The sequence below is a fragment of the Bordetella sputigena genome (genome assembly GCF_965137885.1).
Classification (GTDB): domain Bacteria; phylum Pseudomonadota; class Gammaproteobacteria; order Burkholderiales; family Burkholderiaceae_B; genus Bordetella_C; species Bordetella_C sputigena.
This window is the reverse complement of the sequence record NZ_CBCSCA010000011.1, coordinates 69,036-82,097: the sequence shown is the minus strand read 5'-3', so window position 1 is coordinate 82,097 and position 13,062 is coordinate 69,036. Positions and strand designations below refer to the sequence as shown.

Below are 13,062 nucleotides of genomic sequence, written 5' to 3'. Positions count from 1 at the left end.
GCTCGCGGGGAAACTGCCGGGAGTGTAGCAGCCGCCCCCCGGCGGGTACGCGCCGCCGGCAGCCCGTGAATCAGGCCTGGAAGGACGTCCGCCGCTCCAGCGACGTGGCCAGTTCCGCCGCGCATTTGCGCATGCGCAGCAGGTCCTCGCTGAACTGCCTGGCCGTCACGGGATACAGGTCGCCGGGGTTCAGCACCATTTCGCCGTCGATGACAGCGTCTTCGTCGAACGGTATTCCCTGGGCCTCGCAAGCCACGCGATGCGCCTCGATGGTGCGTTCGACGATGCTGGTGGTCACCCGGTCGCCAAACTGGATGAGCCGCCGGTATCGATTGTCGAAATCCGGGTAGTGCTCATCGCGATAGGCCAGATACTGCGCGCGCGCCGCCGCGAACCTGGATTCGCCCGTGTCGGTAAGCGGCTTGAAGATGCTGGCATTGGCCCCGCCCTCGATGCCGTTGGACAACATGCCGAACGGGTCGCGCGAGTTGTTCATTGCGGTAGCCACATGCCGCATAAGGCAATCCCTGTCGGTGCTGGCCGGCGAGCGCAGGCCCAGGCCGGCCTCATCCTGCTGCTCCCGATAGGCCCTGGATCTGATCAGATAGAACAGGTTGCGATAGGTGAGCTTGTCACCCGTGAAGTCGACCGCGGTGGTTGAGCGTTTCAGCGCACGGTGGACGATCTCCGCTTCCACGCCGGCCATGACCGCAACGTTCGTCCGATCATCAGCGGGCGGCGGCACGTAGGGTTTCCTGCCCACGGCGGTCGGCGTACCGCCGGCATCCGCGGCATTGCTACGACCCAGCGCGGCAAAGGCGTTATGAACGACGTGATACCCACGCTTCAGCCCACGTCCCGTCTGGTTCACGCCGGCGTATACCGTATCGCAAGCGATACCCAGCGCATCGAGCAGGCGTGCCAGCATGCGTCGGATCGGGACCGCGCCGGTGGACGCCGGCGCCGTGGCGGGGGCGTCTCGCACTACGGCGCGTTCCGGCAGCGCGCCCCCGGCTTGCCTGTAGTCGGCCATGGAGAACAGGTCGGCCGGCGCCGAGTGCGGCCGCGACGCCACGCTACGCGCCCGGTTCGCCAATACGGCCGCGCCGGCCGCCGCCAGGGGCTGGGCCGGGGGCGTCCGGCGCGCGTCGGCGCGACTATGCTGGTGCTTCCCGTCCACCAGCTTGCGGCCTTCGCCGCCGCGCTGGACCGGCGCGAAGCGCCGCCGCGACGCTTTTCGCTGCCCTGGTTGGGATGAATAGGGCGCGGCAGGTTGGGCGATCGTGGAATAAACGCCGAGTAGGCCTTGATTGGCGTTGCTGCTTATATTGCTTGCGTGCGTCATGGTTGCCCCGCTGTGTAACTGTAGGGAAGGTCGGTTTATCAGGCGCCCGCGGCGGCCATCGGCGCGCTACCGGCGGGCACTGCCTTGTCGCGCCGCGCGGCGGCCGCCGCGGCAAGGGGAGCGGTAGACAAATCGCCCGACACCTGAACGCTCGCCGGCAGCACACGGGCCGCGGGCGGCACTATCAGGCTCGTCACCCGACCGCCGGTTTCGTTGACCCGGGCGGCAAAAGTCAGGTGGACTTCCATATCGGGACGCACAGTTTCCAGGCAGGCGACGACATCCAGCCGATAGCCGCCCTGCGCCATTTCGCTCACATCGAAATGGATATGCCGCACCCCTTCCGGTTCAGGTATCCGCGACCAGCGCCAGGTTTCCGGCATGTCCTGGGCGCTTTGCACGAAATCCGCGATGCCTTGCGACAGCGCCGACATCAGGCGCGTCAAGGCGACGTCCGCCCCGCTGCCGAAACCGGCCAATGTCGCCAACGCGCCGTCCAGGGATGGTGCGGGTTGCCGGTGCAATTCACTGCCGACCGCCACCGTGCGCGCGTCGGCCACCGCGGCCAGTGCGCCACCGCCTGTTCCGACGGAGATTTCGCCACGGCGATACGCCGCCTCATGAAAATGCTTGTCCACCTCGATCGGGCGGGAGCCTCCTTGGAGTCGCGCTGTCGCGGTGTGCAGCCCCGACCGCGCCGGCAAGGCCATGCGCATCCCCAGCGCCGCCAGCAGACGCGCGCGATGGATCGAACCGCACAATGGCATGGCCATGCCCAACGCCGGCTCATATCGAAGCCCGAAGAACGGCGCGATTTCGGCCAGGCACCGCGGGTTCCAGTACGGGTCGCCGCCGGCAGCCGAAAACCCGGCGCCAGGATCGTCCGCGCGTATGCCGAAATGGTGGCCCAGGCTGCGCAGGACCGATATCGCCGTATCGACGCTCGTCGCAGCGAAGGACCCCGCATCCTGCCGCCCCGCTGCTGGCTGGGGCGCGGCCTGGCGGACATGTTGCAGTGCCCCGAGCAAGCCGCCGACATGGCGACGGGTTTCCATCCATTGCACCGGGGTGGCGCCATCATCGCGGTACAGCATCATCCCGATTTCGGGGTTCAAGGACCACGACGCATATGCGGAAAAGTCCGCCGGGCCGTCGTTAAGGGCCGCCTTCATGTCACGGCGCGCCATGTCGGCCAGCGCGACCGATGCGATGGCGCTCGCGAACGAGCGCGGCGCCAGCATAGGGCCGCGCAGCAAGTCCGACAGCTGTCCCAAACGGACGCCGATGGCCTCATCGGCCAGCGCCAGGCGACGCCGGGTTTCCATTGCCATCGCATCGGGGTCCAGCGACAGACCGGCGGCAACCTGCGGGTCTTCGCTGCGTTTCAGGTTGGCGAAGGTGGCGGCGTCGAGCGCGCGCAGGGTGGACAGGCCCATCGCGGCGCCGGGCTCGCCGGGCATGCGCAGGCTGCGCGCGGCCCGCAGTATGGTGGCATCCACACCGGCATCCTGCCGCCAATCCGGCGCGGCGGCGGTACGCAGGGCGAACCGCTCGCAACCCGCCAGCGCGTCGCTCAGCGTCAGCAGCGCGTGGGACGTGGCAATCCGCCTGTCCTGCTGGATGGACGTTTCCAGCGCCGACCTGGCGAGCTCGACGGCGTCGCGCAACTCGTGCAGCCGGGCCGTGCAGGCCTGTTGCAGCAGCCTGGCCAGATGCGCGTGTTCGTCACCGGTCCATAGATCGAGATGCGCGTGCATGGCCAGCAGCCGGTCCGTATCCAGGCGCTGCAGAAAGGCCGCGGCGGTGCCTGGCGGCATCATCATGACGGCGCGCGCGAAATGCCGTTCCGTGGCTATCGCGAGCTGCGCCTGCTCGTCCACCGTGTCGCGATAGTCCGGGTCCAGGTAGACCCAGCCCAGCGAGGCCAGCAGGTCGCGGATATCGTGCCATTCCCGGTTCGCGACCTCGGCCGTGCGCACGCCTGGCCGCGCGGCATTTTCCAGCCGATGGATGGTTTCGGCGATCTTGCGTTCTATGGTGGCCACGACGTGCGTGCGCACGGCTTCCTGTACCAGGCCGGTATCCAGATGGTCCAGGTGATCCTCGGCCGGCACATCGCGCAGCGTGTCATGGATCGCCATTTCCAGCAGGTACCGCGCCATGCGCGCATGCGGCGGTACGTTGGGCGCCAGCACAGTGGACAGCACGCGCGTCGAAGCATGGGACAAGGATTCCAGGCCGGCCTGCATGTGCTCGATGGGCGGCAGGCGTTCGTTACTTGCGGCCTCCCGCACGCCATGGTCCAGCGAAAACCACGCCTTGGCGATCATGCGCGGGTCCGGCTGCGGCTGGCTCAGCGAGCCTGCCAGCATGCCGAGCGACGCCCCGACGTTGTCGCGCGCCAGCGCCTTCAGGCAGGCGCGTTTCAGGACTTCGATGATGCCCTGGCCGTCCTGGCGATTGGTTTCGTTCATCGCGGCGAACAGCGAAGCGGCCCCCGCCAGCTCGTTCAAGCGATTGAAGATCACCAGCACGTCTTCGCGCGGGGCCCTGTTGACGTACGCGTCGACGAAGGGCTGGGCGATACGCTCCAGCGAAGCGCCCAGCTTCTGGGTCACCACGATGCCCATGAGAAGATGCAAGGCGTCCTTGGGCAGCGGCAGGTTCTTATCGGCCCCCGCCGCCAGCATGTCCAGCAGGGTGCGGATCACCCTGCTCATCTTGTGGGCTTTATGGTGCGTGTCGGAACCCGCCTTGCGCGGTGCGCTCTGGTCCGGCACGCCGCGGTAAGACAGGATCATGCTGTCCAGGGCCGCCTGCATGACCATGCCGAGGCGCTTGCGGGTGCCGGCGCGCTTCTGGTTGGGGCGCGCCGTGAAGTCCGCACTGCGTGGACGGTCCTGGGTAAGTTCGCTAGGGATCGTTACTGCAACGAGGGATCCGTGGATGGCAGCCATCGCTTGTCTACCTGTATGTGATCAACGCCACAGTGGGCGATAGGAAATATGGGGAGAGCGGCCAATGCCGCGGCCGGGGTATACCGGCATGTCCGGGTGGGATGCGGCGGCCATAGGCAAGCACAGGACACCGCTTGAAACTTGTTGCCGATTGTTCAGGCCGTAACCTTCAAAAGGCAAATCTTTTGGATTAGGATTTTTGTTGAACCGGATCGACCCCAAGGAAGCCATCTTGAACGATCATGCAAACGCCACCATCGCCGTCCGCAAAAACGAAAGCCCCGCCGGCGCTTATCCGCGTCCGGAGCACGACCGGTCTTCGTTATCCCGCGAGTCCCTGAAAAGGGCTTTCCTGGATCATCTGCTGTATACCCAGGGCAAATCGCTGGATATCGCGTCGAAGAACGACTTGTATCAGTCGCTTGCACATACCGTGCGCGATCGCCTGGTGCCGTCATGGTTCGATACTGCCGCTACTTATCAGAAACGCAACGCCCGTACAGTGGCGTATCTGTCGGCGGAGTTCCTCATGGGTCCCTATTTAGGGAACAATCTGCTCAGCCTGGGCGTTTCCCATGAGATCCGGCTGGCGATGAGCGAGCTGGGGCTCGACCTGGACGAATTGCTACGGCAGGAAGAAGAACCCGGCCTGGGCAACGGCGGCCTGGGCCGCCTGGCGGCGTGTTTCATCGAATCGCTGGCCACGCTGGAGGTGCCCGCCATCGGCTATGGCATCCGCTATGAATACGGCATCTTCTACCAGACCATCATGGACGGCTGGCAGGTCGAAAACACCGACGCCTGGCTGCGCTATGGCAATCCGTGGGAAATCCAGCACGCGGAATGGGCGGTACAGGTCAAGCTGGGCGGACACACCGAGCAATACACGGACGACAGCGGACGTTTCCGCGTGCGCTGGGTCCCCGAGAAGACCGTCGCCGGCGTGCCCTTCGATACACCCATCCCGGGCTATCGCGTCGGCACGACGAATACCTTGCGACTGTGGCGCGCCGAAGCCACGGAATCCTTCGACTTCCATGTCTTCAACCGCGGCGATTATCTGGGCGCGGTCAGCAAGAAGGTCACGTCGGAAAACCTCAGCAAAGTCCTCTACCCCAACGACGAAAGCCGGCAAGGCAAGGAATTGCGGCTGGAGCAGCAGTATTTCTTCGTCTCGTGCTCGCTGCAGGACATGCTGCGGTTGCAGCAACAGCGCGGCCAGGCAATCACGTCCTTCCACAAGTCGTTTGCCATCCAGTTGAACGACACGCACCCCGCCATCGGCGTGGCCGAACTGATGCGCCTGCTGGTGGACGAGCATCTGGTGCCCTGGGAGCGCGCCTGGGACATTACCCGCCAGACCTTCGCCTATACCAACCACACTTTGCTGCCGGAAGCCTTGGAGCGGTGGCCGCTGGAGCTGTTCCGCCGGGTGCTGCCCCGCCATCTCGAAATCATCTATGAGATCAATGCCCGCTTTCTGAACGAAGCGCGCATCCATTTCTTCGGCGACGAGACGCGCATCGCGCGCCTGTCATTGATCGACGAGTCCGGCGAGCGCTACGTGCGCATGGCGCACCTGGCCTGCGTAGGCAGCCATGCCATCAACGGCGTGGCCAATCTGCATTCCGAGTTGCTGAAACGGGATCTGCTGAAAGACTTCTACGCCATGTGGCCGGAGAAATTCCAGAGCATGACCAACGGCGTCACGCCGCGGCGTTGGGTCGCGTTGAGCAATCCGCGCCTGACCAAGCTGGTCACGCGCTGCATCGGCGACGAATGGATCAAGGACTGGTCGCTGATTTCGAATATCGAACCCTATGCCGATGATCCGTCCTTCGGCGGCGAGTGGCGGGCCATCAAGCGCGCCAACAAGGTCGACCTGGCGGCGGTGATCCTGCGCAAGACCGGCATACGCGTCGATCCGGACTCGATGTTCGACGTGCAGGTCAAGCGGATACACGAATATAAAAGGCAGCACCTTTCGGCGCTGCATATCGCGGCGCTTTACCATCGGCTGAAGTCGCAGCGCAATCTGGACATCGTGCCGCGCACCTTCATTTTCGGCGGCAAGGCGGCGCCCGGCTACGCGCGCGCCAAACTGATGATCAAGCTGATCACGGCGATCGGCGACGTGATCAACAACGACCCCGACGTGCGCGACCGCCTGAAAGTGGTCTTCCTGCCGAACTACAGCGTGACGCTGGGCCAGTGGGTGTATCCGGCCGCGGAATTGTCGGAACAGATCTCCCTGGCCGGCAAGGAGGCCTCCGGCACCGGCAACATGAAGTTCGCCATGAACGGCGCGCTGACCATCGGCACCATGGACGGGGCCAATATCGAAATCCGCGAGGAAGTCGGGGAAGACCAGTTCTTTCTGTTCGGCCTGACGGCGGAAGAGGTCTACGCCCTGCGGCGCGAAGGCTATAGGCCGCAGGAGCACCTGGCGCGGGATCCCGAGCTGGCATCGGTGCTGGACCTGATCCGATCGGGCTTTTTCTCGCGCGGCGACAGCGAGCTGTTCGCGCCCCTGCTGGACGACCTCCTCCATCACGACCCGTATATGCTGCTGGCGGACTACAGCTCCTATGCCGCCTGCCAGACCCGCGTGGACGACGCCTATCGGGATACCCAAGGCTGGACCCGGATGTCGGTGCTGAATACCGCCCGCACCGGCAAGTTCTCCTCGGACCGCGCCATCCGCGAGTACTGCGAGCGCATCTGGAAGGCGCACGCCGTGCCGGTGGAAAAGATGTACGCGCGCTGAGTTGCAATCGGTAGGCGAATGTCGCCGTTGTATGAATTGTTGTGGCGAATAATGGTTTCGTTGTGGGCGGCAGAGCAGCCGCGCCGCTCCAAATCCAAAGCGGGCCGGGCCCGCGCTCTTCATACAACGCTGGGAGAAAAAGCAATGAACCGTCGAAAATTCGTCACTCTGCCGGCCGCCCTGATGCTGGCCTCGGCGCTGGCCGCCTGCAGCGCCACCGGCCCCAAATCCTCGGCTTCGCCGACCAGCAAACGCCAGGAAATCAATAGCGGCGTCGATGCCACCCTGAGCCGGCTTTACAGCACCGTGAAGGGTTCGCGCGAAATGGCCAACAACGCCAAGGGCATCCTGGTCTTCCCGAGCGTGCTGCAAGCCGGCTTCGTCGTGGGCGCCCAGTATGGCGAAGGCGCGCTGCGCGTGGGCAACGCGACCAATGGCTACTACAGCATGACGTCCGGTTCGATCGGCTGGCAGGCTGGCGCGCAATCGCGCGCGGTCGTGATCATGTTCATGACCCAGGAAGAACTGAACAAGTTCCGCGATAGCAACGGCTGGAGCGCGGGCGCGGATGCATCCGTGGCGGTTGCCAAGATCGGCGCGAACGGCGCGGTGGACACCAATACGGCCAAGCAGGCCGTGGTGGCGTTCTTCCTGACGAACGCGGGCCTGATGGCGGATCTGTCCATCCAGGGCACGAAGGTGACGAAGCTGGACCTGTAATGCGCGAGCGATAGCAGCAAGCGGGACAGGAAAGCGAAGCAGGAAAGCGGCGGCCGTCGGGCAGCACGACCCGGTTCAAACCGGGATGCGTTGCACCACGGTCGCCGGTTCGTTCCAGGTGTCGGCGGGATCCACGCAATCGAAATGGATGGCGCTTTCGTCCGAAGCGCCGCGCTTGCGGCGTGGACCGGGGGCGCTCTCGAAAGCCGACGCCATTTCGCTGGCGGCGCAGGGCGGCGCCTGGGCATGCGCGGCGTGATCGCCGATTGAATACGTCGTATAGGAATCCACGAATCGGGCGGCCGCGATGGTCGTCATTGGACGTTCTCCTTTTGCCATCGGAATGGCGAAAGGGCGAAAGCCTAGGTAGGGTTCCCGGCGGGCGGGTCGGGTGCGCCGATTATCAGACGTATTAACCGGCAGTACGCCGGGACGCTTGTAGGCTGCGGTCGCCGCCGGACAGGCCGCCGGCCGCAGATCCCACGGTCGCATGGCCGCATGGCCGCATGGCCGAATGGCGGCGGCGGCGGCGTGACGGCACAGGTTGAGCCGCTCAGCGGCTCAACGACTCAACGCCTCAGCAGCGCGCCAGTGCGTCCAGCGCCTCCTGCGTCATCGTCAAGCCACGGCTGGCCATCGCGCAGGTCGCGCGCAGCGCGGCGCGCAGCTCGCTTTCCTGCACTACCGCCGGCGTATCACCTGGCGACAGGATGTTGTTGACCGCGGAGTCGGGACGATCGAATCCGGCCACCAGACGCAAGGCTGGTATGCCATGGGCAGCGAAGTTGGCATGATCCGAGTTCGACATGAAGGGCAGATAGGTCGACACCGGCACGCCCGCGTCGGCGCCGGCGTCGGCGACGAACGGGGCCAGGGCGGGAAACTCGCTGATCAAGGCGGTGAGATGCGCATCGCCGCCGACGGTATCCAGATTGATATTGAGCTTGAGCGATTGCCGCTCGGCGGGGTCCATGGCCGCCAGATACTGTTTCGAGCCCGCCAGCGCCCATTCCTCCGCGGTGAACAGGCAGACGCGCAGGCCATGGCTGTGCGCCGAAACGCAGGGCGCCAGCGCGCGCGCGGCGGCCAGCGCCACTGCCACGCCGGACGCGTTATCCAGGGCGCTGGTCGCCAGGTCATGGCCGTCCATATGCGCGCTGATGACGATATAGCTGCCGGTGCCGCCCGGGATGTCCAGGATGGCGAGATCCGCCATCGCACCCTCGTCTTCCTGGCCTTCGATGTGCAGGCGTACCCGCGCGGGCCCGGAGTCCGCCGCCGCCCGCGCGAGGACCTGGCAGGTGGCATTGTCCACGTAGGCCGCGGGAATACCGGCCGCGCCGCGGGGACGCCCGGAGGAGCCCGACAACACGCCGCCGCCCGGCAAGGGGTTGGCGATCAGAAAGGCCAGTGCGCCGCGCGCCACCGCCAGGTCGTACTTGCGGCGGCGGTGCATGTGGTCCGTGGTAAAGGGATATTCATGCCGCACCAGCGCGATCTTGCCGCGCACCGCATCGCCGGCGCGGTCGAAATCTTCCGTGCGACCTTGGCCGAGGTCGATCAGCTCGCCTTCCAGACCGCCCGGCGGCGTGGATACCGAGCGCAGCAGCGCACGGCAGGCCAGCGGACCGTCATGGCCGTCCAGCGCCAGGCCGACACGGCCGGCGCGCCAGCCGTCGTACGGGACCTGGACGCGCTGCGCGGTACCGCCGATCTGGCGCATGCGGCTCAGCGCCCAGCCGATAGCCGCCGTATCCTCCCCCGTGCCCGACAGGCGTCCCCCGAAGGCGCAAATCGCGTGGAAATCGTCCATCAGCGCGGCGTCGGCCGCGACTTCGTCCAACCAGGATTTCATACGGACCGATCCTTATTCGAAGGTGATGTTGGCGCGCTTGACGACGTCCTGCCAGCGCGCGAAATCGGCGGTCAGCAAGCCTTTCAAGGCCGTGGCGCTGGTATCGGGCGGCAGGTTGACGCCCACGCTGTTCAGGCGCGATTGCACCTTGGGCGACCGCATGACCTTGGTCATGGCCGCGCCCAGCTTCTCCAGGACCGGAGCCGGCGTGCGCGACGGCGCGACCAGGCCCCACCAGCTCTGCACGGTCATGTTGGGGACGCCCGCTTCGTCGAAGGTCGGTACGTCGGGGGTTTCCTTCTGCCGTTGCGGCGCCGAGACCGCGATGGGACGGATCTTGCCGGCCTGGAATAGCGCGGTGGCCGTGGGCATGGTGGTGAAGCTGGCATCGATCTGCCCGCCCGCCAGATCGTTCACCGACGCCGACGCGCCCTTGTAGGGAATGTGCACCAGCTTGGTGTCGGTATTCAGCATGAACAGCGCGGCCATCAGATGGGTCAGCGAGCCGTTGCCGCCCGATCCGATCGAGATCGTGCCCGGCTTGGCGCGCGCCGCATCAACCAAGTCCTTTACCGTTTTGACGGGGAAGGACGGGTTGACGAACAGGTACATGGGCGACAGGCCCAGCAGCGATACCGGTACGAAGTCGGCCTGGGCGTTGTACTTGATGCGGTCGCCGTACAGGGCGGGCACGATGGTGAAGGGCACGTCCGCCAGCAGCAGCGTGTAGCCGTCGGGCTTTTCGTTGGCGACGTAGGCGGTGCCTATCATCGAACCGGCGCCGGCGCGGTTTTCGACGATCACCGACTGGCCCAGTTCGGCGCTCAGTTCGTCGCTGATCGCGCGGGCGATGACGTCGGAGCTGCCGCCGGCCGTGTAAGGGACGATGACCTTGATAGGCTGGTCGGGATAGGCGGCGCCGGCTGGCGCCATGAACGCCGTGGCTAGGACGGCGGCGGCACAGGTGGATTTCCAGGATTTCATATTGATGCCCCCCGCGGCAAAGAAACGTTACTTTTCCAACATTCTGGGAGACGGGGCGGCATCGGGCAATGGAAGTATGAGCATGAGGCATTCCAAAATGGAATAACCCCACGGCGGCAGCGGCGCGCGGCGGCTTATCGCAGCCCGGCCAGCGTCTCGTTCAGCGCCGCGGCGCGGCGGGCGATCCACTCGCACCAGGCATCCAGATAGGGGCCGCCCACATCAGGCCGTGGCCGCATCAGGTAATACGCATAGCGGCCTTCCACCGACTCGCCGAACGGCCGCTGCAATTGGCCGGCGCGCAGCGCATCGGCCACCATGCACAGCGGTGCGATGGCCACCCCCAGGCCATTGAGCACGGCGGGCATCAGGACCGAAAAGCCTTCGTATTCCGGGGCCGTCGCCGCCGGGCCGGGCCAGCCCGGCGCCATATCGGCCTTCCACTCGTCCCAGCCGTAGCCGCGTTGCGCCCGCTTGAGCAGCGGCACGTTGGCCAGGTCGTCCAGATTGCGCACCGGACTGCGCGCGAACAGCGAGGGCGCGCCGACCAGCGCCATCTCACGCCCGCACAGGTATTCCGTCGTCATGCCGGCCATGTGGCCGGTATGCAACTGGATTTCGGCATCGAAGCGTTCCGCCTTGTCGCGCCCGTACAGCAGGCGCGGCCGCAGATTGATGCGCACTTCGGGATGGGCGTCGAAGAATTCGCGCAGACCCGGGATCAGGCAGAACTGCGCGAAGGACGGCGACACCGCGATGTTCAGCGCGACCCTGGCGTCCGGGCGGGCCACCACGGCATCGGCTTCGTCCAGCAGGCGCACGGCCGCGCTGACGCGCTCCAGGTACAGGGCGCCGGCGTGGGTCAGTCGCAACCCCGTGGCGGTGCGCTTGAACAGACTGGTGCCCAGGCGGGTTTCCAGCGCCTGGATGTGCTTGCTGACCGCGCTTTGCGTCAGGTGCAATTGTTCGGCGGCGCGGCTGAAGTTCAGATGGCGCGCCGCGGCCAGGAATATCCGCAGCGACGCCAGGGACAGGCGCGATCCTTTCACCCGCGCGCCCCGCCCGCTATGCCGCCGGGACGGAGGCCGGCGACTTGGCCGGGAGGCGCGATACCTGCGGCGGGTGCGTGACACGCTCGGGCAGCATCGCAGCGGCGGCCGCGTGCGACAGGTTCTGTCCGGCCCAGGTGCATTCGCTATCCACGGCGTCGCCACGGCCGCTGAGCAGGGGACAGCGGCCGAAGATTTCAGCCGCCCAATCCGTGAAGGCGCGTACCTTGGGCGACAGATGGCGGTTATGCGGATAAACCACGGAAATCGGCATGGGCTTGGGTTTCCAGGCCGGCAGGACTTCCTTGAGGGCGCCGCTCTGCAGATAAGGCAAGGCCATATACCGCGGCGGCTGGATCAGACCGAAGCCCTGCAGCCCGCAGGCCATGTAGGCGTCGGCGTCGTTCACCGAGACCACGCCGCGCATTTTGACTTCCACGGCCTCGCCCTCGACCATGAAATCCCAGTCGATCACACGACCGGTGCGGCTGGAGAAATAATGCACGGCGACGTGGTCGGCCAGGTCTTCCAGCGTTTGCGGCTCGCCGTGGGACTCGATGTAGTCCGGGGCGCCGCAGGTAATGCCTTCGAACATGCCGATGCGACGCGCGACCATGCTGGAATCCTTGAGCTCGCCCACGCGGATGACGCAATCGACGGCCTCCTGCACCAGGTCGACCGGCCGGTCGCCCATGCCGATGACCAGCTCGATGTCGGGATAGCGCTCATGGAATTCGCACAGCGATGGGATCAGGATCAGCCGGCCGATCGCAGCGGGCGTGTCGATGCGCAGCTTGCCGCGCGGACGCCGGGAGGCGTCCATGAACGCCGCTTCGGCTTCCTCCACGTCGGCCAGGATGCGGACGCAGCGTTCATAATAGGCGGCGCCGTCGGGCGTCAGGCTGAGCCGCCGGGTGGTGCGGTTCAACAACCGCACGTTCAGCAGCTTTTCGAGATTCTGGATGATGGTGGTGACAGTGGTGCGCGGCAGCGCCAAGTGATCCGCGGCGCGGGTGAAGCTGTTCGCGTCGACGACCCTGACGAATACCTGCATGGCCTGAAATCGATCCATGGGGTGGCCTCGAGGGAATCTGGTGTGACGGCATTATGAACAAATAATTGTTCGAACACGCCGAATAGAGTTGTTCAAGTATAGATATTTATTCGGCCAGACAAAACAGCCAGAATGCGGCCATTCCGATTAATTCGGTGGAAATGGTCAGACCGGCCGTCGGATCCCCGGCGGCCCGCTTCCCCAGCCCTCCGTCACGGACGCGCGCCGCGCCAGGCCGGTTTTCGCCAAGGACCGGCCGGCCGGCAAGCCACGCTCAGGCGTGGACAACGATAAAAACCAGCGCCAGGGCGGCACGAGCCGCCAACCGGGC

9 protein-coding genes are annotated in these 13,062 nt (G+C 65.8%); 2 read left to right on the top strand and 7 right to left on the bottom strand.

Translation table 11 applies throughout. The features are described from left to right. Positions 1–70: 70 nt before the first annotated feature. Both ACNA0R_RS20195 and ACNA0R_RS20190 read right to left on the bottom strand, forming a co-directional pair. A complete protein-coding gene (locus ACNA0R_RS20195) occupies positions 71–1,345 on the bottom strand; it encodes a hypothetical protein (RefSeq protein ID WP_415827844.1) in 1,275 nt (424 codons plus the stop codon). Between the two features lie 38 nt (positions 1,346–1,383). Then, positions 1,384–4,302 carry a hypothetical protein gene (locus ACNA0R_RS20190; protein ID WP_415827843.1) on the bottom strand — a complete coding sequence of 973 codons (2,919 nt, stop codon included), beginning with the start codon at positions 4,300–4,302 and terminating at the stop codon, positions 1,384–1,386. 256 nt (positions 4,303–4,558) lie between these two features. Here ACNA0R_RS20190 and ACNA0R_RS20185 point away from each other — a divergent pair, with 256 nt between their 5' ends. After that, positions 4,559–7,069, top strand: coding sequence for a glycogen/starch/alpha-glucan phosphorylase (locus ACNA0R_RS20185; RefSeq protein ID WP_415827967.1), 2,511 nt, complete (start codon positions 4,559–4,561; stop codon positions 7,067–7,069). Positions 7,070–7,213: 144 nt separating this feature from the next. After that, a complete protein-coding gene (locus ACNA0R_RS20180; RefSeq protein ID WP_415827842.1) occupies positions 7,214–7,789 on the top strand; it encodes a BPSL1445 family SYLF domain-containing lipoprotein in 576 nt (191 codons plus the stop codon). Positions 7,790–7,864: 75 nt separating this feature from the next. Here the strand turns inward: ACNA0R_RS20180 and ACNA0R_RS20175 are convergent, their stop codons facing one another. From ACNA0R_RS20175 to ACNA0R_RS20155, 5 genes are all read right to left on the bottom strand, one after another. After that, complete coding sequence (locus tag ACNA0R_RS20175) at positions 7,865–8,107, bottom strand: hypothetical protein (RefSeq protein ID WP_415827841.1); 243 nt, start codon at positions 8,105–8,107, stop codon at positions 7,865–7,867. A gap of 259 nt (positions 8,108–8,366) precedes the next feature. Beyond that, the gene (locus tag ACNA0R_RS20170; protein ID WP_415827840.1) at positions 8,367–9,644 is read right to left on the bottom strand and encodes a M28 family peptidase; all 1,278 of its coding nucleotides are present in this window, start codon (positions 9,642–9,644) and stop codon (positions 8,367–8,369) included. Positions 9,645–9,656: 12 nt separating this feature from the next. Then, positions 9,657–10,628 (bottom strand): Bug family tripartite tricarboxylate transporter substrate binding protein, encoded by a 972-nt coding sequence (locus ACNA0R_RS20165; RefSeq protein WP_415827839.1) that lies wholly within the window; start codon positions 10,626–10,628, stop codon positions 9,657–9,659. A 134-nt stretch (positions 10,629–10,762) separates the two neighbouring features. Next, positions 10,763–11,677 (bottom strand): LysR substrate-binding domain-containing protein, encoded by a 915-nt coding sequence (locus ACNA0R_RS20160; protein ID WP_415827838.1) that lies wholly within the window; start codon positions 11,675–11,677, stop codon positions 10,763–10,765. 16 nt (positions 11,678–11,693) lie between these two features. Next, entirely contained in the window at positions 11,694–12,749 is a 1,056-nt protein-coding gene (locus ACNA0R_RS20155; protein ID WP_415827837.1) for a LysR family transcriptional regulator, read from the bottom strand. Positions 12,750–13,062 lie beyond the last annotated feature (313 nt).

Coding starts and splice junctions, on each gene's coding strand:
- ACNA0R_RS20175 (WP_415827841.1), bottom strand. CDS start 8,107: ATGACGACCATCGCGGCCGCCCGATTCGTGGATTCCTATACGACGTAT.
- ACNA0R_RS20155 (WP_415827837.1), bottom strand. CDS start 12,749: ATGGATCGATTTCAGGCCATGCAGGTATTCGTCAGGGTCGTCGACGCG.
- ACNA0R_RS20195 (WP_415827844.1), bottom strand. CDS start 1,345: ATGACGCACGCAAGCAATATAAGCAGCAACGCCAATCAAGGCCTACTC.
- ACNA0R_RS20180 (WP_415827842.1), top strand. CDS start 7,214: ATGAACCGTCGAAAATTCGTCACTCTGCCGGCCGCCCTGATGCTGGCC.
- ACNA0R_RS20170 (WP_415827840.1), bottom strand. CDS start 9,644: ATGAAATCCTGGTTGGACGAAGTCGCGGCCGACGCCGCGCTGATGGAC.
- ACNA0R_RS20165 (WP_415827839.1), bottom strand. CDS start 10,628: ATGAAATCCTGGAAATCCACCTGTGCCGCCGCCGTCCTAGCCACGGCG.
- ACNA0R_RS20190 (WP_415827843.1), bottom strand. CDS start 4,302: ATGGCTGCCATCCACGGATCCCTCGTTGCAGTAACGATCCCTAGCGAA.